Origin of the sequence: Sphingopyxis terrae subsp. terrae NBRC 15098, from assembly GCF_001598815.1 — a bacterium.
In the GTDB taxonomy this organism is placed as follows: domain Bacteria; phylum Pseudomonadota; class Alphaproteobacteria; order Sphingomonadales; family Sphingomonadaceae; genus Sphingopyxis; species Sphingopyxis terrae.
Map to the genome: position 1 here is coordinate 91,901 of NZ_BCZQ01000020.1, position 21,412 is coordinate 113,312.

Annotated in this window: 19 protein-coding genes and 2 tRNA genes; 8 read left to right on the forward strand and 13 right to left on the reverse strand. The window is 64.8% G+C overall.

Translation table 11 applies throughout. The features are described from left to right. Positions 1-4: 4 nt before the first annotated feature. Positions 5-1,699, reverse strand: a complete 1,695-nt coding sequence (locus STE01S_RS13520) for an amidohydrolase (protein ID WP_062768472.1) — start codon at positions 1,697-1,699, stop codon at positions 5-7. A gap of 61 nt (positions 1,700-1,760) precedes the next feature. After that, positions 1,761-1,970: a hypothetical protein gene (locus STE01S_RS13525; RefSeq protein ID WP_058811888.1), complete on the reverse strand. Its 210-nt coding sequence runs from the start codon at positions 1,968-1,970 to the stop codon at positions 1,761-1,763. A gap of 169 nt (positions 1,971-2,139) precedes the next feature. Between STE01S_RS13525 and STE01S_RS13530 the strand changes: the two genes are divergently transcribed. Further along, positions 2,140-2,224, forward strand: a tRNA-Leu gene (locus tag STE01S_RS13530). A gap of 88 nt (positions 2,225-2,312) precedes the next feature. Next, entirely contained in the window at positions 2,313-3,884 is a 1,572-nt protein-coding gene (gene tig / locus STE01S_RS13535; protein WP_003043576.1) for a trigger factor, read from the forward strand. A gap of 159 nt (positions 3,885-4,043) precedes the next feature. Here the strand turns inward: tig and STE01S_RS13540 are convergent, their stop codons facing one another. Continuing rightward, positions 4,044-4,661 (reverse strand): DNA-3-methyladenine glycosylase family protein, encoded by a 618-nt coding sequence (locus STE01S_RS13540; RefSeq protein ID WP_058811582.1) that lies wholly within the window; start codon positions 4,659-4,661, stop codon positions 4,044-4,046. Between the two features lie 99 nt (positions 4,662-4,760). Here STE01S_RS13540 and STE01S_RS13545 point away from each other — a divergent pair, with 99 nt between their 5' ends. Further along, a complete protein-coding gene (locus STE01S_RS13545) occupies positions 4,761-5,078 on the forward strand; it encodes a 2Fe-2S iron-sulfur cluster-binding protein (protein ID WP_003043571.1) in 318 nt (105 codons plus the stop codon). A gap of 96 nt (positions 5,079-5,174) precedes the next feature. Here STE01S_RS13545 and rlmB read toward each other — a convergent pair whose 3' ends face one another. Continuing rightward, complete coding sequence (gene rlmB / locus STE01S_RS13550; protein WP_040589946.1) at positions 5,175-5,942, reverse strand: 23S rRNA (guanosine(2251)-2'-O)-methyltransferase RlmB; 768 nt, start codon at positions 5,940-5,942, stop codon at positions 5,175-5,177. A gap of 79 nt (positions 5,943-6,021) precedes the next feature. Here rlmB and STE01S_RS13555 point away from each other — a divergent pair. Next, a tRNA-Tyr gene (locus STE01S_RS13555) sits at positions 6,022-6,108 on the forward strand. A gap of 365 nt (positions 6,109-6,473) precedes the next feature. Here STE01S_RS13555 and STE01S_RS13560 read toward each other — a convergent pair. The 8 genes from STE01S_RS13560 to STE01S_RS13595 form a co-directional block, all read right to left on the reverse strand. After that, positions 6,474-7,016 (reverse strand): hypothetical protein, encoded by a 543-nt coding sequence (locus STE01S_RS13560; RefSeq protein ID WP_062768474.1) that lies wholly within the window; start codon positions 7,014-7,016, stop codon positions 6,474-6,476. After that, the gene (locus STE01S_RS13565; protein WP_162928281.1) at positions 7,013-9,736 is read right to left on the reverse strand and encodes a hypothetical protein; all 2,724 of its coding nucleotides are present in this window, start codon (positions 9,734-9,736) and stop codon (positions 7,013-7,015) included. Before STE01S_RS13565 ends, STE01S_RS13560 begins: the two co-directional genes overlap by 4 nt. Before the next feature lie 49 nt (positions 9,737-9,785). Then, a complete protein-coding gene (locus STE01S_RS13570) occupies positions 9,786-10,304 on the reverse strand; it encodes a hypothetical protein (RefSeq protein WP_062768480.1) in 519 nt (172 codons plus the stop codon). Further along, entirely contained in the window at positions 10,285-10,767 is a 483-nt protein-coding gene (locus tag STE01S_RS13575; RefSeq protein ID WP_162928282.1) for a hypothetical protein, read from the reverse strand. The genes STE01S_RS13570 and STE01S_RS13575 overlap by 20 nt, the downstream gene beginning before the upstream one ends. Before the next feature lie 17 nt (positions 10,768-10,784). Then, on the reverse strand, positions 10,785-11,255 hold the full coding sequence (locus STE01S_RS13580; protein ID WP_062768486.1) for a hypothetical protein: 471 nt from the start codon (positions 11,253-11,255) through the stop codon (positions 10,785-10,787). A 28-nt stretch (positions 11,256-11,283) separates the two neighbouring features. Beyond that, positions 11,284-14,646: a hypothetical protein gene (locus STE01S_RS20425; protein ID WP_162928283.1), complete on the reverse strand. Its 3,363-nt coding sequence runs from the start codon at positions 14,644-14,646 to the stop codon at positions 11,284-11,286. A 77-nt stretch (positions 14,647-14,723) separates the two neighbouring features. Continuing rightward, positions 14,724-15,170, reverse strand: coding sequence for a hypothetical protein (locus STE01S_RS13590; protein ID WP_062768491.1), 447 nt, complete (start codon positions 15,168-15,170; stop codon positions 14,724-14,726). 39 nt (positions 15,171-15,209) lie between these two features. Next, complete coding sequence (locus tag STE01S_RS13595) at positions 15,210-15,908, reverse strand: hypothetical protein (RefSeq protein WP_062768494.1); 699 nt, start codon at positions 15,906-15,908, stop codon at positions 15,210-15,212. A gap of 196 nt (positions 15,909-16,104) precedes the next feature. Here STE01S_RS13595 and STE01S_RS13600 point away from each other — a divergent pair, with 196 nt between their 5' ends. The 4 genes from STE01S_RS13600 (at position 16,105) to STE01S_RS13615 (ending at position 20,736) form a co-directional block, all read left to right on the forward strand. Continuing rightward, positions 16,105-18,477 carry a serine/threonine-protein kinase gene (locus STE01S_RS13600; RefSeq protein WP_062768497.1) on the forward strand — a complete coding sequence of 791 codons (2,373 nt, stop codon included), beginning with the start codon at positions 16,105-16,107 and terminating at the stop codon, positions 18,475-18,477. 114 nt (positions 18,478-18,591) lie between these two features. Then, positions 18,592-19,161 carry a hypothetical protein gene (locus STE01S_RS13605; RefSeq protein ID WP_162928284.1) on the forward strand — a complete coding sequence of 190 codons (570 nt, stop codon included), beginning with the start codon at positions 18,592-18,594 and terminating at the stop codon, positions 19,159-19,161. Between the two features lie 3 nt (positions 19,162-19,164). Next, complete coding sequence (locus tag STE01S_RS13610) at positions 19,165-20,139, forward strand: hypothetical protein (protein ID WP_062768502.1); 975 nt, start codon at positions 19,165-19,167, stop codon at positions 20,137-20,139. Positions 20,140-20,211: 72 nt separating this feature from the next. After that, positions 20,212-20,736: an ECF-type sigma factor gene (locus STE01S_RS13615; RefSeq protein ID WP_062768505.1), complete on the forward strand. Its 525-nt coding sequence runs from the start codon at positions 20,212-20,214 to the stop codon at positions 20,734-20,736. 270 nt (positions 20,737-21,006) lie between these two features. Here STE01S_RS13615 and copC read toward each other — a convergent pair whose 3' ends face one another. Then, positions 21,007-21,399, reverse strand: coding sequence for a copper homeostasis periplasmic binding protein CopC (copC, locus tag STE01S_RS13620; protein WP_062768508.1), 393 nt, complete (start codon positions 21,397-21,399; stop codon positions 21,007-21,009). Between the last annotated feature and the right edge of the window lie 13 nt (positions 21,400-21,412).

Below are 21,412 nucleotides of genomic sequence, written 5' to 3' on the forward strand. Positions count from 1 at the left end.
ACCCTTAGTCGGCGGACGCCTTCCACACCGTCCGGCCTTCCTTCACCGTTTCCAGCACCCTGATGTCCTTGATGGCATCGACCGGCGTAGTCAGTGGGTTCTTGTCGAGGATCACGAAGTCGGCGAGCAGCCCGGCCTTTATACGGCCCTTGCGATTCTCCTCGAACACCTGCCAAGCGGGGCCGGTTGTAAGCGCCTGCAATCCTGCATAGGCGTCAAGTCGCTGGTCGGCGCCGCTGACGACGCCGGTGGGCGAGACGCGCGCCATCGACGTCCAGAGCATGAAGCGCGTGTCGAGCGGGGTTACGCTGAAATCGCTGTGGTTCGACGCGATGAGGCCCGCCTCGCGCGCGGCGCGGAAGGGGCTGATGAAATCGACCACTTCCTTCGGGAAATTGCTACGGTGGACGTCGCCCCAATACCATGTGTGATTTGAAAAATAGGCGGGGCCGACTCCGATGCGGGCGTAGGCGGGCAATTGGTCGGGGCGCTGGAACTGCGAGTGGATGACGATCGGGCGGCGATCGTCGGCCGCCTTGATCCCCAGCGCATCGAAGCCCTTGATCGCCATATCGATCGCGGCGTCGCCATTGGCGTGGACGAATATCTGCCAGCCGCGGTCGTTGACCTTGCGAGCCAGCGTGTCGAACTCTTCCTGGCTGACGATCGACTGCCCGTGCCATGGGTGGTCGCCGCTCGGGCTGCCGCGTTCGTAATCGCGCGTGAAATAGGCGGTCCGCGCCTGCGGGCTGCCGTCGAGGATGAATTTCACCCCTTCGATCTTCACATGGTCCTGATAGGTGCGAAATTGAATGTCGGGTTTCGCCAGCAGCGCGTCGAGACTGGTGTAGATCGGCAGCAGCGCAAGATCGATCTTGAGCCGCGCGCGGGCCGCATCGCTGGTGAAAAAGCCCAAGTCGGCGGGCGAGGTCGCGCCGTCCTGCGCATGGGTATAGCCTTCGGCGAAATAGCGCGCTTGCGCCGCATCGAGCATCGCGAGCTTTTGCTCCGCCGTCGGCTGCGGCATCGCGGGCAGCATCTGGTACATCGCCTTTTCGAGCAGCACGCCGTTCAGCCGTCCGGCGTCGTCGCGCAGCATCAGTCCGCCCGGCGGCGGCTGGCTTGCATCCGACAGCCCCGCCGCGGCGAGTGCCGCGCTGTTCGCGACGAGCCCGTGGAGCGAGATGTGCAGCAGGACGATCTTGTGATCGGGCGATACCGCGTCGAGCTCGGCGCGGGTGATATGACGCCGCTCTTTCAGCGCTTCGTCATTATATTGCCAGACGACGACCCAGCCGCCCTTCGGAATGGCGCGCCGCGCGATGAAATCGCGGACCACGCCTTGCAGGCTGGCGATGTCGGTGACGAGCGGTAGCGACTTGTCCCACAGGTCGAGCCCGCCCGCCATCTGGAGCGCGACGGCGAAATGCGAATGGGCATCGACGAAGCCCGGCAGCATTGTCGAGCCGACAAGATCGTGGATCAGGGCATCCTTGCCCGCGGCCCGACGCGCGCCCTTTTCGTCGCCAACGAAAAGGATCTTTCCGTCCTTGGCGACGACGGCCTTGGCCAGATGTGGCGTGTCGCCGTCCATCGTGACGATCGGTCCGCCGCGATAGATGGTCGGGCGATCCTGTGCGCCGGCCGACTGTGTGGCCAGCGCGGTAAAAAGGGCTAACGCCCCGATGATCTTTTTCATATCCCTCTCTCCCGCCGCCTTCTTGGCGGCGGGGAAGGGGAACGGTCAAGCGCTTAGCAAGCTAAATGTGCTGCGGCGGTGCTTCGTCGGGGCCGCGGCCAGGCTCATCGATATCGCCGCCGCCGGGGCTTCCGGGTATTTCCTGCGGCTGCCCCGCGGGGTCCTCGTGCGGCGTCGGCTGCACCGGTCGTTCGGGCGGCGACTGCGGCTCGATGACATCGGGCTTGGGCTTGGGAAGGGGGTCGGGCAGGCTATTGGTGCCGCTGGTCATGATCGTCTCCTCAGACTCGATCAACCTATAGCCGTCTTCATCGTTCCGCTCACGGAATATCGCGGCCTTCCGCCCTTGCCCTCGGCCACGCGTCTGCTATAGCCCCGCCCGGCCCGCACGGGCGTGCGCGGCACAGCGCATGGATTCGTGCACCCGGCCGACAGCTCATGCGGGCGTGGCGGAATTGGTAGACGCGCTGGTTTTAGGTACCAGTATCGCAAGATGTGGGGGTTCGAGTCCCTTCGCCCGCACCATGTCCGCAAGAGCGAGGTCGGATAGAAGAACCCAGCTTTCGGGCCGGGTTTGCGATAAGAGATTTTGAGCAAGGATAAGACCAAGGCAATGAAGACCGTCGAAACGCTGAACGAAGGCCTGAAGCGCGAATATCGCCTGACCATCACCGCGAAGGACATCGACGCGCGCGTCGATGACGAAGTCAAGGCGATCGCGCCGACCGTGCGCATGCCCGGCTTCCGCCCCGGCAAGGTGCCGCCGAACCTGATCCGCAAGATGCACGGCGAAGCGCTGTCGGCCGACGCGCTGAACAAGGCGATCGACGCCGGCGTGCGCGATCTGATGACGAAGGAAAAGCTTCGTCCGGCGCTCCAGCCCGCTGTGAGCCTGGAAGACGGCTATGAGCGCGGCAAGGATGCCGAACTGACGGTTGCGCTCGAAGTGCTGCCCGAAATCGAAGCGCCGTCGATCGACGGGCTGAAGCTCGAACGCTTGACCGTCGCGGCCGACGATGCCGCCGTAATGGCCAAGATCGAGGAATTCGCGGCGCAGATGAAGCGCTTTGAAGATGCGCCCAAGACGAAGAAGGCCGCGACCGGCGATCAGGTCATCATCGACTTCGCCGGCAGCGTCGATGGCGTCGCCTTCGACGGCGGCACCGGCGAAGACATGGCGGTCGAAATCGGTTCGGGCCAGCTCATCCCCGGTTTCGAGGATCAGCTCGTCGGTGTGAAGGTCGGTGACGAAAAGACCGTGAAGGTCAGCTTCCCCGACGAGTATCCGGTCGAAAATCTGAAGGGCAAGCCCGCCGAATTCGCCGTGACGGTGAAGGAAGTGAAGGTTCCGGCCAAAACCGCGATCGACGACGAGTTTGCCAAGTCGCTCGGCCTCGAGAGCCTTGAGAAGCTCAAGGAGCTGATGCAGGGCCAGGTCGAACAGGAACTCAACGGCCTGACGCGCACCTATATGAAGCGCAAGCTGCTCGACCAGCTCGCCGCGAGCCACGATTTCGACGTGCCGCCGACGATGGTCGAAGCCGAATTCGGCCAGATCTGGCAGCAGCTCGAACATGAAGCGAGCCACGAAGCCGATCCCGAGGCGGCGAAGGCTGAACTCGAAAAGGATCGCGACGAATATCGCAGCATCGCGGTACGCCGCGTCCGCCTTGGCCTGCTCCTCTCGGAAATCGGTCAGGCGCATGGCGTACAGGTCAGCCCGCAGGAAATGCAGCGTCTGGTCATGCAGGCGGCGCAGCAGTATCGCCCCGAAGACCGTCAGCGCTTCGTCGAATATGTCCAGCAGGACGCGCTCGCCGCGGCGCAGCTTCGCGCTCCGCTGTACGAAGACAAGGTCGTCGACTTCCTGTTCGAAAAGGCGGAAATCAGCGATCGCGAAGTGACCCGCGAAGAGCTGGAAGCCGCGATCGAGGCTGACGACGATCATGTCCATGGTCCGGGCTGTGGCCACGACCATGATCATGACGCCAAGCCCGCCAAGAAGGCGGCCGCGAAAAAGCCCGCTGCCAAGAAGGACGCGGTGAAGGAAGAAGCCAAGGCCGAGAAGGCCGAAGCTCCGGCCAAGAAGGCGCCGGCGAAGAAGGCAGCGGCCAAGGCCGACGCCGAGGAAAAGCCGGCAGCCGCCAAGAAGGCGCCCGCCAAAAAGGCCGCCGCCAAGAAATAAGCCCTATATCAGGTGAACAAAAAGGCCGGGCGGCGTTTCTCTGCCCGGCCTTTTTTGTCTCTGGCGGACCACAATGATATCGGCGGCGACGCCGTGCGCGGCGATCATTCTGTGGCGGCGTTCCTGAACGAGCTCATCGGTCCACCCGGCTCGCCAGGGTCAGATCACATCCATATTGTAGCAATGCCAGCTGAAGATGGCGGCGGCGCCGCGGTGGGGACGCCACGCCTCGCCGATTTCGCGGACGCGCTTCTCGCTCGGGCGTGCATCGAGGCGGAGGATGCGACCCACGGCCTCCTGCACCGCCAGGTCGCCGGCGGGCCAGATGTCGGCGCGCCCTTCGGCGAAAAGCAGATAGATTTCGGCCGACCAGCGTCCGATGCCCTTGACCTTGGTCAGCAGCGCGATCGCCTCTTCATCGTCGGCGGGGAGGGCGGCGAAGTCGAGTTCGCCATCGAGTACGAGCTGCGCCAGACTTTTGGCATAGCCCTGTTTTTGCGCCGACAGTCCGCAGGCACGAAGGGCATCGAACTCCGCGGCCGCCATTACCTCGGCGGGGCAACCCGCCCCGAACCCCGCCTCCAGCTTGTTCCAGATCGAGGTTGCCGCTGCAACGCTGACCTGCTGGCCGACGATGGTACGGAGCAACGTCGTATAGCCGGGCTCACGGATGCGCGGTTCGGGATAGCCGGCATTGCCCAGCGCGCGCGCGAAATTCGGCTCGCGCGCCGCAAGCGCATCGATCCCGGCGTTCAATTGCTCCTGCGACAGCCCCATCGATATTCTCCTTTTGTTCTGAAGGCCGTCATTAGCAACGCTTGATTTGCCGCGCAACGCACGACATAGCCCAGCCGAATCGAAACTATGGGGACGAGCATGGCCAAGCTGATTGTCGTGACGCGCGACGGAACCGAACATGAAATCGAGGGCGATACCAGCCTGACCGTGATGGAAAATATCCGCGACGCCGGTTTCGACGAACTGCTCGCGCTGTGCGGCGGCTGCTGCTCGTGCGCGACCTGCCACGTCCATGTCGAGGCGGGCGACGCCGCGGCGCTTCCGGCGATGAGCGAGGACGAGAATGATCTGCTCGATTCGACCAGCGACCGCGACGACACCTCGCGCCTGTCGTGCCAGATTCCGTTCAGCGACGCGCTCGACGGGCTGAAGGTGCGGATCGCCGCCGAGGATTGATCCCATTCGTCATCCCGGTGAAGGCCGGGATCTCGACGGTTCAGCTATAACGCGAAGTTGAGACCCCGGCCTCCGCCGGGGTGGCTGCTCATGGGCTCAGGCTCCAGCCGTCGCGACCGCGTAGAGCGCGATCGCCGCAGCATTCGAGATGTTGAGGCTCTCCATCCGCGGCGAGATGGGGAGCTTTGCCAGCACGTCGCAATGTTCCATGACATTGTGCCGCATACCGTCGCCTTCGGACCCGAGCACCAGCGCGACCTTGCTGCCGTCAAGCGTGTCGCCCAGCGTCGTTTCGGTGTCGCCGGTCAGTCCGATTCGCCAATATTGCGCTTCGGCGATTTCCTCGAGCGCCCGCGACAGATTGACGACGCGCACCCACGGCACAGTTTCGAGCGCGCCCGATGCCGAGCGGGCGATCACGCCGCTTTCGGGCGGGCTGTGGCGGTCCTGCGTGACGATAGCGGCGGCGTCGAAGGCCGCAGCGGAGCGCAGCACGGCGCCGATATTATGCGGATCGGTGACCTGGTCGAGGACGACGATCGGCCGCTTGCTCTCCGCATCGACTTCGTCCTGCAAAAGATCGCCGAGATAGATTTCGTCGAGCGGATCGACCTCGATCACCAAGCCCTGATGCGGAGCATCGCGCGCAACGAGCCGCGCCAAGTCGGCAACGTCGGCAAAACTGATGGGAACAACCGGCGGCAAATCGAGCTGGCCGAGTGCTTCGCGCGTCCCCCAGATTCGCTTGACGCGACGTTCGGGGTTGGCGAGCGCGGCCAGAACGGCATGGCGTCCCCAGAAACGGACGCCCTGACCGCGCGGAGTCTGCCCCTGCGGGCGGCGATGACGGGAAAATTGTCTCATAGCGGCGGCCTTTCCCATGACTGCCATTGACAGGCAAGACTCCTTTCGCCATTGGACCGCTTCCCAACGCGGACCCCATGGACAGGTGGCCGAGTGGTTAAAGGCAGCAGACTGTAAATCTGCCCGGGTTTCCCGTACGCTGGTTCGAATCCAGCCCTGTCCACCACCCTCTGGTCCGAGGGCATCCAACAAGGTCCTGGACATGGCAGAAGGCTTGGCGTGCCATTGCTTGGCTCGGGTCCCTGCGTCCCATTCCATATCACGGCGGCCCAGTAAGAAGTGTAGGGCAAGTTTTTCGACCTCCCGGAATCGAGCTTCCGGGTTTGGCGCGGGTGCGGTAAGCCTATGAAAAAGTTTACGATGCCTGGCCATCCTCCACCGAGTGATCGTGACGGGCAGCCAGTGGATGGATGCTTTCCTTACGAGTGTTGCCTTCCGCGTCCGTCGTCGCAATGTCTTGCGTCGGCACAACTCGCTGGCCGATTATCTCTTCCGGACCGTGCAGACGCGGACGGATCGTGCGGGTCGCCGCTACTTATTGCACATCCGGCCCTTGCTCCATTCCAAACCCCGGTTGGCGCGGACGACGCCGCGCATTGTCTCGCGCTCTTCCCCGGAGAGCAGAGGGATGGTTACCCCGGCCGCGACGGCATCGCCGAACAATTCGCCAAGCTTGCGATCCAGGTCGGCGTCGCTGACCGGCGGTCCCCAGCAAGCATAATGGCCCTGGCAAGCGACGTCGCACGTCCGGCTTACCGGCTTGCGGGCATATTCTTCACAGGTACAGGCGCATCCCGTGCCTGCCGAGGCTGCTTCGAATTCGGCTTCGCTGATGCAAGCGCGAGCGGGTGGAGGGCCAAGGACGGGGAGAGGTCCAGGCGCGCCCGGACGAGGTGAGATCCCGTTGCTGTCATCGGTGGCGGTGGGGAGTTCGCGCAACGGCGGCGGCGCGGGCAAGCGATGCAGTGTTACATTGCCGTCGTAATCCGGCTGTTGTCCGGCCAAGCCGCCCGCCACCGTCAGCGATATACTGGCGGCAGCTAGCGACAATACTGCGGCGATTTTGCGCTTCATTCCAGATTTTCCAATGCGAAAGTGGAAGGGCGACCGGCTCCAATCCATCGACAGACAGCCATGGCGAGCATGGCAGGTTCGAGTGCCCTCATGCTCTGGGCGATCTGCGCGGATAATTGTGGATCTCCTTCACCCGCTCCGGCAGCGGTAGCGCGGATGAAGGCATCAAGATCGGCTTCGCTGACCGTCGTTCCTTGACACTGGGCTACGGTTCCGGCTCCGCCCCCGGCCCGGCTGCCGACGAACCTGTTGCCTGCTGCCGGATCGATTTCGTCGTCGGCAGGTGTGTCTGATCGCTCCTCCAGCGGCATAGCCATCATGGCGGCCATGTCCTGGATGATCAGCTGTTGAAATTCGGACCGTGCGGGATCAACCTGATATCGTCCTCCCGGGCCGACGGGGAAGACGCCAGGTGTGGAGAAAGACACCTGAACCGTCCCGGCGGCGACGATCGGCTCGCGACAGGCGGCTTCATCGTCGGCATTCGGTTCGTAGAGCGTTGCCGAAACCGAACCCATCAACAAGCCAGGCTGATTCACGCTTATCTCGACCGTTGCGTTGGACTGATAGGTGAGCACGTCGACGCAGCCATTGCCGATCTGGCGCGTCCGACCGGTAGTCAGCGATGTCAACGGATCCGAATTCTCACCGGGACGCCGATCGAGGGGTTCGACTTCGACCCGCGCTGGAAAGCGGCCGACGACCCCTTCATCAGGTCGTTTCATGGCAATTGAGATAGTCGCGCCGTTCAAATTGCCGCCGATAGCCCTCGCCTGAAGCGCACCGGCCTTTGCCTCGATCTGCTGACCATCCTGATATAACTCGCCGAGCGTTTTGATGCCGTAAGGGCCCAGGCCGCCCTGTGGATATTGCATGACGATGCCGGCTGACAATATTTCGCCGGCGCGGGCAATCTCGCTTGCGTCACCCGAGACGATCGGCAGCGTCAAGATATCTCCGCAGGCGAAGATCGCCGCTTGATCGGCATCGCAGGTCGCATCGGGCGTCGGGTCGACAAGGAGCGGATCGGCCTGCTGAATCTCCGGCGTCCCCTTGAGTTTCGGCAAGGGCTTCTTGCGTTTCTTTTCTCCAGCGCCATCGACGCTACGGGTTCCGGCTAATGTGCTGGCGGCGACGGGCCGGACAAAATTGAGCAGCAGGTCGTGGGTCTTTTGCCGATCCGGGTCCGACGGCGCATTGATCAGGAGCACCGTTTGCCAACCGCGCAGACCATTCGGATCGTCGGGTCGCAGCGGTGCAAAACCGGCATTCCAAACCAGCGCGCAATTCGTGCCGCTCGCCCCGGCTTTCGCCTTGAAGGATTTCGGCTGGGTGAGCAATTGTCCGCGTGTTCCAAGCTCGAGATCATCGCAAACGCTCTGGCCGGATGCCGCTACGCTGAACGGTGTGGGGGGAGCCGCGGCGTCGGTGCCGGTGGCGCTCTCGATCGGCATTTTGACGCGCATGCACTGCGCTGCATAAGGGTGGACCGTCACTCTCAGCGACGCGGCCGTCGCCTGGGTGAGGTCGATCTTCTTGCAAGAGCGCGTCCAGAGCAATGCGTCAAAATAGGGTGCAGCAAGCTTGTCGGTGCGGTTTTTGACGACGATGTCGGGTAGGTCGGCCAATTCTGTGACCATCTCCGAAAAGACCTGCCGCAAGCCGCCGCGCCAGATGGGAACCGTCGTCCCGCGCCTGGAGTAAGTTGCCGCCTTGAGCCCGGAATCGGTCCATTTCAGCCAGGCGTGCGAATTTGTCGGATCGGACGGTCCAGGCCGATCGAGCATCTTTTTGTAAGCAAGAAGTCCCGCAGGTCGGCCGCGCATGACATGGCGCCAAAATGAACCCGTCTGATAGCCGGCATAATCGAGATATCCGTCCGAATGGAGATTTCCGTCCTCATCGCGGAGGAGCTCTCTGAAATATTCGGGATGATCGATCGGATACAGGCTTGTATCGCGATTGATATCCAGCGGGACATCATAACGGCGAAGTCCAAGAAAAAAGGAGAAATTGGCGTTTTTCAGCCCCTTGGTCTTCAGCGCGATGGCCTTGCGGCTGAAGCCCGGTTCGCGTTCCAGCAAGCCGTAGCCAATGCCGTTGGCCTGCCCTTCGACCAGCCAGAACGGCGCCCCGTCCGCCTTTGTGCCAGGTATCTTTTCATATTGCCGCAAATGTATAAGTTCGTGCGAGATCAGCAGTTCGGCATTCCAGGCTGATATGGCGTCGGCGAACATTCTGAAGCTGAACTGCCCGCTCTTGCACCAATTCTCCGCTCCCTTGGCTGCTCCGCCGTCGCACAGGTCATATTTTGCGGTCAGGGGAATCTGGAAAGGCCCCTTGTAGGGCAGGTTGTCGCCTGCGCTGGCGGCTGCGGGTGTGGACTTGGCGCGCTTGACATAGAATGCGTTGATCTTGCCGTTCTGGCGGGTGTCGATGTGCGGGGAGCTTCCGAACTTATCGCGATGGAGGCCGAAAATTCCGCGTGCCTTGGCCTTGACCTCGGGGGGAACAGCGATCTCCTTGTCGGTCGTAAGATCGACGCCGAAGATTTCAAGCTCGGCAGGCGGAGCTTGGCTGCCTTGCGCGGCGGCAAGGCCGCTCAACGCGGTCGAACCCGCCATGGCGATCCAAAAGGCGTGTATGGTTGATCGGCTCGAAACCATCAGGCGTTTCCTGCTGTGCTGCAAGGCAACCGCGATTGGGTGGCTGGTCGGCAAGGAGACCGCACCGGAAAGGGGAGGCCGAGCGCAATTTCGAAGTCCGCAATCACCGGGTATTGGGCGCGTCGGAATAGGAAAAATCGAACCCGAAGTCGGCCTTGCTGTTCATCGCCTGGCCGTGCCGCGCTCGCGGGCCGGAGCCATGACGGAGGATGACGATCAGCGGACCTTCGGCGTCAGCCGACAGCGGAATCGCAAAGACGAGATCCTTTTGCAGCACACGGCCCGATACCGTACCGCCAGCCCCGATCCATTCGCACGGCTCGGCCGCCGGATCCTCGCAAATGCCGCGCCCCGCAACCCAGCTGATCGTTGCGACAGGTGCGCCCAGCGAGTGAATGACCTGGATTCGCAGCATGTCCGCCCCGCCGCGCGTGCGAATGCGCGGGTCGTTGCGATCGAGTTGGAACGTGCCATGCCACGCGCCGACCGCTTCGCGGCCGACCTCTTCCTGCGCGACGGCGGCCAGCGGCGTGAAAAGGAGCGCGAGCCCTGCCGCAAGCGACACAGCGCCTTTCGCGCGGCGCCCCGGAACGATCGCCGCCTCAGGTGAGCGGAACGACATAATTCATCTGCACGGTTGCTTCCGCAGGGGATTGTTCGATCACCACGACCGTAAGCGACCGGCCGTCGGCGGCCGTCCCTTCAATCACCGTCTCGTTACGGTCACGCACGACGCGCTTCTTTGGCCCGGCGACTTCGAAGCCAAGTCTCTTCATCGACGCCATATGAAAGCCGACGACGTCTGCGGGCGCAGCCGCCACTGTATAAAGCAGCGTTCCCGACTTGCGCTTCTCGTTGCTGCCGAAGAAGGAGGTGCCGTATCGCCCGCCTTCATAGGTTTCGACGAAATCGGGCAGATTGTCTCGCGGGATCGGGTTGCCCTTGGCGGCGGATTTGACGATTTCGGTGATGCCCGATGCTGCCACCTCCGTCGGGCCGCCGCCGGTCTTCGCTGCCGGCGCTTCGCCGCCGCATCCGCCGAGCAACAAGGGCAGAGCGGCAATAGCAAGATGAGGTTTCATCATTCTGTCCTCTCGATCTATCAGGATATCACGCGTGAATGGACGAGGTTCAGCGTCGCGGCGCCCGCGTCATCGGTCAGAACCGTGACCATAAGCGTCCGCGCCTTGTCTTCGCTTTCGCCCATCAGCTGCACCATCTTGTCCGCTGTGTTTTCCAGACCGATCTTCAGGCCGTGCCGGGCCATCGAGGCGCGGTAGAAGGCGATCAGGGCAGCCGGCGTCTCCGCGGTTTCCAGGGTCAGCGTCCCGCCGGCCTTGTCGCCATCGTTCATCCGCATATTCGTGGTCACTCGCGCGCTCTTTGGCAGCTCGACGAAATCGGGCAGATCGTCGGTAGCGATGCCGAGGGCGCCCGGACCGTTGGCGACCGGTACCGAATTGTTGGCCGCCGCATCGGCGGGTGCCGCGGAGCCGTTCTCGCTCCCCTTTTGCGCTTCGCTGCACCCCGCGAGGGCGATCGCTGCGATCAGGATCACAAGGTCTTTTCTCATTTCGGGTCTCCTGCCAGTCCGCTGGGGCCTACCATCCGAACGTCATGCCGATACGGCCCCCGGTCGATCCCTTGACGGTGGACCCGGCGACCCCGCCCGAGACCCACACCCGCTCGCTGATCCGGCCAACCGCGACGCCCGAAAAGCCCTGCTCGCCGCGGAAGGTGGACAGGTTGAACGACAGGGCGACCGTCATGTCGGACGGGATGACGGTGCCGCCCATCGCCATCGCCGCAGCAATCCCGCCGTTGGCGCTGCGTTCAATCCGTTCCAGGCCGGCACCGAATTGCGCCAGCCGCGCGTCGAAAGCGCTGACCTGGCTGGAGAGAGCGCTGACCTGTCCGGGCAGCGCATTGAGCCGGTCAAGGTCGAAACTCGTCGTGCCCAGATTGCCTGCGCCGTCGGCGGTCACGAGGCGCAGCGCGCCCTGCTGCGCCGCGCGGCTGGCGTCCGAATTGATCCCGGCGAGCGTATAGCTGCTGGCAGCGGAGCCGATCGCCACCTGATCGTCACGGACCGATTGCGCACCGTTGCCGATCGCGACCCCGTTGGCGCCCAGCGCACTCGCGCTATTGCCCAGCGCAATCGCATTGTCCGCGGCAGCGTTGGCACGCAGCCCCGCGGCGATTGCCGACACGCCATTGGCTGTGCTGGTGTCGCCGAACGCGATCGCGGCATTGCCCGTCGCAACATTGTCCTTGCCGATCGCTATTGCGCCTTGCCCGGTCGCGATATTCGGATCGCCGATCGCGACCGCCCCGTCGCCGCTCGCCTGATTGCCAAGGCCGATAGCGACCGCGGCGCCATCGCTTGCCGTCGCACCGGTGCCGATCGCCACGGCGTCATCGCTCGTTGCCATGGCGCCGCTCCCGAGCGCGAGGGCATTGTCGCCTTGGGCCTGCGATGGAATGGCGCCGAACAATTGGGTTACGCTGGCCTCGACCCCGTCGAGGCGGGTCGCATTCGACGCCGCGAGGGCCTCCACGCCGGTCAGGCGGCCGTCCTGCTCCTCATTGCGTGCGATCGCCTGATCGGCGCGATTAAGGGCGCTGGCCGCGTCGCCGGCAGCGGAGGCGGTTTGCGTTTCGAGCGCCTGTATGCGGCCGTCCTGAACGAGATTGGCCTCCTCGACGGCATCGATCCGCTCACCCTGAGCGGCAACGGACGCTACCGCAGTTGCCGAAGCGGCGAGCGCGGCGTCGGCCTTGCCATCGGCTGCCGCTGCCGCTGTCAGTGCGGCACTGGCATCGCCCTGCGCGCCCGAAGCGGCGGCAAGCGCCGCGCTGGCATCGCTTGCCGCCTCGCTCGCCGCCGTCAGCGCCGAATCGGCCACCGCGCCTACGGCGTCGAGCTGCCCGAGATTGACGGCGTCGGTCGCGGCGGTGCCGGCGGCGACTTGAGCGATCTGGCGCATATTGCCTGCAGTGCCAACCGATACCGTATTGTCGCGGTCCGCGATCGATCCATTGCCGAGGGCGACGCTATTGGCACCGCTCGCCACGGCATTGCCGCCCAGCGCGGTGGAATTGAGCCCCGCCGCATTGCTGCGCCCACCGAATGCTACCGAGAAATCGCCAAGCGCCAGGCTTTGGGAGCCGGCCGCCGTCGAGAAATTGCCGCCCGCATAGCTGCCGGCGCCGGTCGCGGTGGAATCGTCGCCGAAGGCTTGTGCATAGCCGCCGGTCGCGGTGGCATTGCTGCCTTGGGCAGACGCATTTGCGCCGACGGCAACGCTGGTGGCGCCGCTCGCGCTCGCGCTGATTCCCAGCGCGCTTGAGCTTTCGCCATCGGCCTGCGCCCCGCTCCCGACGGCGGTTGCCGTCGCGACCGCCCGGCTGGCTTGACCCAGCGCGGTCGCGAAATCGCCTTCGGCCAGTGCCATATTGCCGAAAGCACTGCTTTTAAGGCCGGCGGCGCGGGCGCCGGCACCGGTCGCGGTGGCGCCATCCTGCTCTGCCGCGGCATAGCCTCCCAATGCAATCGCTCCGTCGCCGCGGGCCGTGCCGCCGAGGGTGATAGCAAGCTCCCCATCGGCGATCGCCTCGGCGCCGATCGCAATCGCCCCGAAGTCGGTGGCGCCTGCCTGGAAGCCGATCGCCACGCTGCTTTCGCCTTCGGCGCGTGTCTGGGCGCCATTGGCGACCGCGCGCTCGCCGCTCGCGTTCGCGAAGGCGCCGGTCGCGGTCGCATTCGTGTTCGTCGCCTTGGAGAGTACGCCGATGCTGGTCGCGTTCATGCCGGAGCCGGTCGCATAAGAACCGATGGCGCTGCTGTTGTCGCCGCTGGCCAGTGCGCCGGTGCCATTCGCCGTGGCAAAATCGCCCGCCTGCGCATCCGCCCCGATCGCAACCCCATATTCGCCAGCAACATAGGCGCCATAGCCATCGATCAGCCCGTCGAAGTCGAGGTCGCGCTGCGGTCCAAAGCCATTCGCATCGGGGCCGTCGCCGCCAATGGCAATGCTGCCCACGCCGGATGCGAAAGCCGCGTCGCCAACCGCGATCGACCGGTTGCCGGAGGCATCGCTGTAGAAGCCGTTTGCGACCGATCGCGTGCCGGTGGCGCGAGCCTGCGAACCCGCTGCGAAACTGCCGAACTGCGATGCTTCGGACGCATTGCCTACCGCCGTGCTGCCAGTTCCGGTTGCCGCGGCATCGGATCCCAGCGCAACCGCATCTTCTCCTGCCAAGCTGTCCGATCCCACCGCGAGTGCCGAGGTGCCCGCCGCCGAACTGAAGGCGCCGACCGCGGTTGCGCGATTTCCGTTGGCGTCCGCGTCGGTACCGATCGCGATGGCGTCGTCGCCGGCGGTCGTTGCGCCGCGCTCGCCCAGATTGTCGGTGACGCTGCTCCCCATCGCAATGCTGCGGGCCCCGTTTGCATAGGCATAGGTGCCGACGGCGATCGCCTTATCTTGGACGGCGATGCTGCCCGAACCCACGGCGGTGGAGGAGACGCCGGCGGCGCGCGATGTCGCACCGACTGCGACGGCATAGTCGCTCGCTGCATCCGCGCCAAAACCGACCGCGAGCGAATTGAAGCCCGACGCCGCAGCGACATGCCCGATTGCCGACGATTGAACGCCGGTTGCGCTGGAGCGGGTTCCCAATGCCGTCGTGTTTCCGGCCGTTGCCGTGGCGCCAACGCCGCAGGCCAGCCTGTCGTCGCCGTTGCCGTCGTCGGCGGTGGCGCCGCCGTCATTATCGACCGCTGGCTCGACGGTCCCATTTTCATTCCGGTCGAGCAGGCATGTTTCCGCATGGGCTATCTGCGGCGCCGCGAACAGCGAGCCGCAAAGCAGCGCGGCGGCAACCGCGCGGAGGCTGCTGCCGCCCATCCCGCGGGAAAGCGTGCCGGCGGGGCAGGGAAACACTGCAAGGCTCTTGGTCATAACATTCTCCTGGCGCACGGCCTCCCGCACGTGGCGGCGCGTTGCGGCGATCAATCGGCGGGAAAAAACGCGATTTGTCAGCTGTCCGACGGCCACGAAGGGTCGGGCTCGCTCGTCGGGGGCGGGACCGTGTCGATGCAGGTCTGCACGGCGGCTGCGCGCTCGGGATCGACGGTCAGCGAATAGATGCGGACATCGCCTTTTGCCTTGTCCTTCATTTCATTGAAGGCCTTGAACCCCATGCCCTTGTTGAACGACAGGATCGCCAGCTTCTTGGCCCAACCGGTGTAGATCGCCTCGTCGGGTTTGGGCAGGTTGCCGGTCTCGCCAGCCATCGCCATGTGCTGGAAATAGGCGCTGCTGGTCAAAGCCCAGCAGCGCAGCGCGGTGTCGAGTTCGCTGCCGTTACCCGCCAGCGCTTTGGCACCGCCGTCGCCCGGCGTTTCTCCATCCTTTTGGCCACAGGCGGACAGGAGCAGCAAAGCGCTCGCCAGGCTCGCAATATGTTTCGGTGCAAATTTCATGATCGTCTCCGCGAGAATATTGTCTTGATTGCGTCGAGATCAGAAAAGCCGGTCGAGAATGCCGCGCGCGGCCTTGCGGGCCGCCTCTTTGGCCTTGGCATCGGCTTCGTCTTCTGCTGCGCGGGCGGCACCGTCGATGATGCGGCCGACCGGGTTGGCGCCCGGCTTCGCGGGTGAGCCGGGCCGGGCAGCATCGGCCTTCGCCTGTGCGGACGCCGCGTTGGGGGCGGCGGCTATCGCCTGGCGGCGAAGGAACGTGCCCGTCCAGGTGTCGTAGCTATGCTCATAGGCGTCGGGGACGATCTCGCACCCGGTCCGCAACCCGGTAAAGGATTTGCGATCGGCGCTGAACGTCAGGACGAAGCGGCCATAGACGCGGGTGCCGTTGCGTTCGGTATCGCAATAAACCTGAAGCCCCGCGTTATAGGCGGTTTCATACCAATAGCCGGTCAGCGTGTTCCCCGAAAATTCCCCCTCCAGAGTGCCGCTGGTAATCCCGTAGGTGCCCGTGCGGTAAATGGCGTCGAGTTCTTCTTCGCTCTGCGTCGCGGTGTAGGTGCCGGTGACGGTGCCCTCCAAAGTGTCCAGCACCAGTTCGGGCTTTATCTTGTCGAAGCCGACGGTCGCATAGACATGCGCCTCGCGCGCGGCCGCCTGGGCAGAGCCGGAGGCAGCGCCGAGTCCGGCTCCCACCACCAGCATCGAAGCCGTCGCCGCGATTTTCGTAACCAGTCGCATCCGTAAATCTCCTCATCCTGCGCCGGCCAAGCCTTGCGAGCCGGTGCCTTTCGGAGGTGAAAACAGGATCGGTGCCGCGAACCGGACATCGCAATGCGAAAAAATGCGCTTGCGTCGCTCGGTTAGTCTGGGATGCTAATGCAGGATCGGGCGGCGGGGGCATCGTGTGACAATTGAATGGAGCAGGCTGTCGGCATTGATCGACCGCACGCAGGACTTGTACGAAGAGGAGCGCGAAGCCGAACTGGCCGCTGCCGACCCGATACTCGCGGCCGAAGCCCGGAAATTCCTGGCCCGCATGGAGGCCGCTGCGGATTTTCTGGAGCCAGCGCACGCATCCTGCGCGGCGAACGGATCGATCGATCCGGGTCCGCAGGTCGGCGACCGTTACGGCGCGTGGCGGATCGAGGGGCTGATCGGCAGCGGCGGTATGGGCTCGGTCTACGCGGTCGGCCGCGCCGACGGGGGGTTCGAGCAGGCCGGGGCGTTGAAGTTGATCCGGCGCGGCCCCGGGGTTGATGCCGAACGACTGGCCGCCGAGCGGCAAGTGCTTGCGTCGCTCGACCATCCGCATATTGCGCGCATTCTTGACGGCGGCTTGGACGATGCGGGCAATCCCTGGATGGTGATGGAGCGCATCGATGGTCCGCCCTGCAACATCTGGTGCGATACCAATCAGGCGGACCTCGCGCGCCGGATCGCGCTCGTAATCGATGCGATCGGCGCGGTGGCGCGCGCGCACCAGGCGTTGATCCTGCACCGCGACCTCAAGCCCTCGAACGTACTGGTCGACAGCGGCGGGCGCGCCCGCGTGATCGATTTCGGGGTCGCCAAGCAGATGGCGTTGCCAACTCAGACACAAAATCCGCTGCCGGTTTCGGCGCCCTACGCGCCGCCCGAACTGTTGACCGGCGCCCCGGTTGGCCCGCCGTGCGACGTCTATGGCGCGGCGGCGTTGCTCTATGAACTGGTGACGCGCAAGCCGCCCATCGAACTTGATGGCTTGCCCTTCGTGCTCGGCGTCGGGCGCATCCTCGATACCGCACCCAAGGCGCTGACGGCGCACCGCGACGTCGACATCCTTGCGGCTGCCCCGGACACTTTGGTTGCCGATCTGAACGCCGTGCTGGCGAAAGCGCTGCGCAAGGAACCGGCGGATCGTTACCCGACGCTCGAAGCCTTCGCGGCCGATCTTCAGCGCGTGATAGACCGCGCGCCCGTGACCGCGCGGCGCGGCGAGCGCGGCTATGCCGTGCGCCGCCGCCTGTGGCAGTGGCGCTGGCCGATCGCCGCGGGCGTCGCCATCGCGCTGAGCCTGGTCGGCGGATTGGCGGCGACCCTGTGGCAAGCGCGCGAAGCCTATGCCGCCCGCGACGCGGCGCTGGCCGAGGAAGAGCGATCGCAGGCGGTTCGCGAATCGCTCTATGTCATGTTGTCCGAAAGCGCCGACGTCGCTGGCGACGATGCAGACCGCCGCGATATACTCGAACAGTCGACCCGCCGGATCGTCGAGCGCTTCGCCCGCTCGCCCGCCGATCAGGCGCCGGTGCTGCACGCGCTGGGCGAGCTTTATTTCTACCTCGGCGATTACCGCGGGGCGATCACGGCGTTGCGGCCGGTGGTGACCGCCGGCGGTACGAACGGAATCGATCCCGAGACGCTTGCGCTTTCGCGATACGATCTGGCGCAGTCGCTTGTCCGCACCGGCGAAATCGAAGAGGCGCGGCCCCTGTTGGCGCAAGCGCAGCAATATTGGTCCAGCGCTCCCGACAAATGGCGCCACCGGCTCATCGACAGCCGGCTGCTCGAGGCGCAAATCATGCGCGGCGCCGATCCCTCGGCGGCGGCGGCGCTTCTCCAGAAAGCTACGGATGATCATGTCGCGATGCTGGGAACCGGCAATCGTCTGGCGGGCGTGTTCCAGAACAATCTGGGCGTCGCCTTGCAGGCGAGCGGTGACCTGCCGGGCGCACGGAAGGCGCTGCAACAAGCGCGGCTCATCTGGGCGCAGACGGGTCTGACAGATACGCCCGATGCCTTGAACACCGCGAACAATCTTGCGGCCATCGAGGTTTTGTTGGGGCATCCCGACAAGGCCGCGCCCATTTTTGCAGAAGCTGTTCGCCTGCGCGAAAAGCTGTTCGGCGCGTCGGGCGGGACCGCTGCCTTGCTCAGCAATTATGGCAAGGTGCTCTTGCAACTTGGCGACGCCCCGAAGGCGCTTTCGCTGCTGGAGCGCGCCGAGCCGATGGCCGAACGCTTCGCCGGCGCGGGATCGATCCTGCATGTGTCGGCACTGGCGGGGGTATCCGAAGCCCATATCGCGCTGGCGGGCAAGGACGAAGCCTTGGCCGTCGCCCGGAAATCGGTGGCGGCGGCTGGCAGCGCGCCTACGCCGCCGCGCGCCATCGCCCATATTGCGCTTGGCCGGGCGTTGGCTGCCAGCGGAGACAAGCCGGGCGCCCGGGCCGCACTTGGCATCGCCGAGCCGATCGTCGAAGCGATGGGCGCCCCGGCGGCCCGCCTGAAACAGGGGATCGCCGACATCAAGGGGCTCTACCGCCTGTAGCCGCGGGCGAACGCGACCGAATAGTCGCGCCGTGATGTCCGCTTTCGCTCTCCATTGCTGTTTTTCCTCCTGAGGCCCGCGCCCATGCGGCCGATGCCAAGGGAAGGACAGATCATGGCAGTGACACGCAGGAATTTCATCGCCGGGACCGCCGTGCTCGTCGCCGGCGCAACGAAAGCCACCGTGGCCTTTGCCAAGGGCGGCGGGACGATCGAGCTCGAAGTGGTCGGCGCGCGCCGCCTTGCCGGCATGTCGGGTGAAAAATTGCGCGCGGCGCTCGTGAAATCTGTGCGATTGCAATCGCGGCTCGAGCAGCCCGTTAAAATGCAGTTTCTCGCCGCGCGCCTCGTCGATGGCGAGATCGCCGACCTGTTCGCGTCGGACGGCTTCGAGCTCGCTTCCGGCGCGCAAGCCTTTCCGGGGGATATGCTGTTCCCGGGCGATATGCTGTTCCCGGGCGATATGTTTTTTCCCGGCGATATGCTGTTTCCAGGTGACATGCTTTTCCCTGGCGACATGTTGGTGCCGCCGGGCGAACCGCGCGCGGCACGTGGGCTGCTTGGCCGCGTCGCGAAGGACACGTTGCTGCGCGGCGGCGCCGGGAATGGCATCGTCTTCTTCGTGCTCGCCGAGACTCGCGCCGTGTCGAGCCGAGGGCTCGGTGTACCGACCCGGCGCGGCTGAGCGATGCGCACCGCGCTGGTGATGGGCGACGGCCCGGCGGGGTTGCTGGCAGCCATCAGCCTGCGGCGCGCCCGTTGGATGACCGAAATCGCGCCCAGCCGCCGGGGCGCCCGCGCTCATCACGGTCACGTCCATCAGATCGACTTCGCGACGATGGCGAAGATCGAGGCGGTTGCCGGGCAGGGGTTGGCCGGATGGTCCGCCGCCGATTTGCTCCGGATCGATGGCGCCGCGCCCCCGGTTATGACGCAAGCCCCGATCGTCGATCCCGCGGCGCTGGTCCACGCGCTGTCGCGGCGGGCGATCGAGCTCGGTGCAAAATTGGTCGAACCGCGCATGGCGATCCCCGTGGAAGACAAAGCCTTCGACCTGCTGGTCGACGCGAGCGGCAGCGCCGTTCTCGCCGGTCGTACCGCGGGGCTCGACGTCGCCATCGACGAAAGCGACGCGATCGACGAGTGCTGGACGTGGCGCGGGACGGCTGGCAGCGGCGACGATCGCTGGACGATCGCCGCGCGCGATGTGGCGGGTGCGGCAGGTCTCTGGCTGACGCGCGCCGTGGACGGGCGCTGCATGATGACCCTCCGATGTGCGGATTGCGGCGAAAGTCCCGTCTCGCCTTTCCGCCTCCTCGACAGCGTGATGCTGGCGGCCGGCCACGACTGGAGCCGCCGCATGGGCAAGATCGGCTTCGACCCCAATCCGGTGCGCCACCGGGCACCCTTCGCCCGGCGCGTAGAGGTCACGCGGTCGGCGGGCGGCCCGCCGCTGCTGCGTATTGGCGATGGCCTGATCCAGACCGCTCCGCGCTTCGGACAGGGGTTCGCCCAGATCGCCGAGCAGATCGAGCTTATGCGTGCCGCCTTGGCCAGCGGTTCCTCACCGGCGAGTGCTGTCGCCACCATCGAAGCCAGCGCCGACCGGCGCTGGCTCGCGGCGATGATCGGCGCTGCTAGCGAGCCATTGCTCGCCGCCTGAGCCCGATGCGTTCCTCGGCGCCGGTGTGACCCAACGCATAGATATGAAAAGAATAATCCGCATAATGGCGCCATGCTTACCGATTCATCCGATTCGCTCGTGGCAACGCTCTATCCGCAGCTAAAGCGGCTCGCGCGCGACATGCATTGGCGTTACAGCGCCGGCGAAACGCTGCGCTCGACCGCGCTGGTCAATGAAAGCTTTCTCAAGCTGAGAAGCGCTGGCGGCTTTGCCGACGAGAAGCATTTCCTGCGCACGGCGGCGCGCGCCATGCGCCAGATTCTGATCAATCATGCCCATGCCCGTCTTGCCGCAAAACGCGGGGGCGGAACGCATGTTGCTACGTTCGAAGATGATCTGCCGGATATCTATTGGGAAAGCGACGAACGGCTGCTGGCGCTGAACGATGCGCTCGACCGTCTGTCACAAACGGCCCCGCGCCTTGCCGAGATTGTCGAATATCGCTTCTTCGGCGGCTATTCAGAACAGGAAATCGGCAACCTGCTCGACATTACCGAACGCACGGTGCGCCGCGACTGGGCAAAGGCCAAGGCGTTGATGCAGATCGAGATGCAACAAGGCGATGGTATGGGCTGATGGGCCTGAGCACCGTCGGACAATTGGGACGGGCCTGCGATTGTCGTGCCCGGCGCATCAACGATCGGTGCTGAATGCTCTTGGCAGATCGGAAGCCGATGACCGCCTCTCCTGTTCCCTGGTTGAAAGCCGCGTATTCGCAAACGGCCAAGGCCGCACTATTATTTCGATAGTGCGGGCCATTGAAGAGCAATCGTGGCCGACTGCGAACGGCCTCAAAGAGGGAGACCACGCCAAACCGACGCCATCATGAGTGCGTCGGCCATCCTCCTATTTCACGGTGAAGCTGAATTCGCTGCCCATGCGGTGCGTATCGGCGCCTGCGGCCGACCATTTGACCGTGTAGGTGCCGGGGACGAGCGCGCGCTTCGGGGTGAGCGTCAGCGATTTGCCATCCTTGCCCATCGCGGAAGCGATGGCGATTTTCATCGGCGGATGGTCGGCCATGCCCGGCATGCCGGTCATCACCAGTTCGGCTTTGACGGTCGAGGCGATCAGCTTTTCGCTGAATTGGAGCAGGATCGAGGTCACCTTGGCGACCTTGGCATTTGCTGCGGGGGTCGATGCCACGAGCTTTGCATGGGCCATGGCGGTCGTCGGCGAAAGTGCCAGTGCCGCGGCGGCGGCGAGACCGGCGAGGGGGGAGAGCGAAATCTTGATCATAAAAGGCTCCAAT

Coding starts and splice junctions, on each gene's coding strand:
- STE01S_RS13520 (WP_062768472.1), bottom strand. CDS start 1,699: ATGAAAAAGATCATCGGGGCGTTAGCCCTTTTTACCGCGCTGGCCACA.
- STE01S_RS13525 (WP_058811888.1), bottom strand. CDS start 1,970: ATGACCAGCGGCACCAATAGCCTGCCCGACCCCCTTCCCAAGCCCAAG.
- tig (WP_003043576.1), top strand. CDS start 2,313: ATGAAGACCGTCGAAACGCTGAACGAAGGCCTGAAGCGCGAATATCGC.
- STE01S_RS13540 (WP_058811582.1), bottom strand. CDS start 4,661: ATGGGGCTGTCGCAGGAGCAATTGAACGCCGGGATCGATGCGCTTGCG.
- STE01S_RS13545 (WP_003043571.1), top strand. CDS start 4,761: ATGGCCAAGCTGATTGTCGTGACGCGCGACGGAACCGAACATGAAATC.
- rlmB (WP_040589946.1), bottom strand. CDS start 5,942: ATGAGACAATTTTCCCGTCATCGCCGCCCGCAGGGGCAGACTCCGCGC.
- STE01S_RS13560 (WP_062768474.1), bottom strand. CDS start 7,016: ATGAAGCGCAAAATCGCCGCAGTATTGTCGCTAGCTGCCGCCAGTATA.
- STE01S_RS13570 (WP_062768480.1), bottom strand. CDS start 10,304: ATGTCGTTCCGCTCACCTGAGGCGGCGATCGTTCCGGGGCGCCGCGCG.
- STE01S_RS13575 (WP_162928282.1), bottom strand. CDS start 10,767: ATGATGAAACCTCATCTTGCTATTGCCGCTCTGCCCTTGTTGCTCGGC.
- STE01S_RS13580 (WP_062768486.1), bottom strand. CDS start 11,255: ATGAGAAAAGACCTTGTGATCCTGATCGCAGCGATCGCCCTCGCGGGG.
- STE01S_RS20425 (WP_162928283.1), bottom strand. CDS start 14,646: ATGACCAAGAGCCTTGCAGTGTTTCCCTGCCCCGCCGGCACGCTTTCC.
- STE01S_RS13590 (WP_062768491.1), bottom strand. CDS start 15,170: ATGAAATTTGCACCGAAACATATTGCGAGCCTGGCGAGCGCTTTGCTG.
- STE01S_RS13595 (WP_062768494.1), bottom strand. CDS start 15,908: ATGCGACTGGTTACGAAAATCGCGGCGACGGCTTCGATGCTGGTGGTG.
- STE01S_RS13605 (WP_162928284.1), top strand. CDS start 18,592: ATGGCAGTGACACGCAGGAATTTCATCGCCGGGACCGCCGTGCTCGTC.
- STE01S_RS13610 (WP_062768502.1), top strand. CDS start 19,165: ATGCGCACCGCGCTGGTGATGGGCGACGGCCCGGCGGGGTTGCTGGCA.
- STE01S_RS13615 (WP_062768505.1), top strand. CDS start 20,212: ATGCTTACCGATTCATCCGATTCGCTCGTGGCAACGCTCTATCCGCAG.
- copC (WP_062768508.1), bottom strand. CDS start 21,399: ATGATCAAGATTTCGCTCTCCCCCCTCGCCGGTCTCGCCGCCGCCGCG.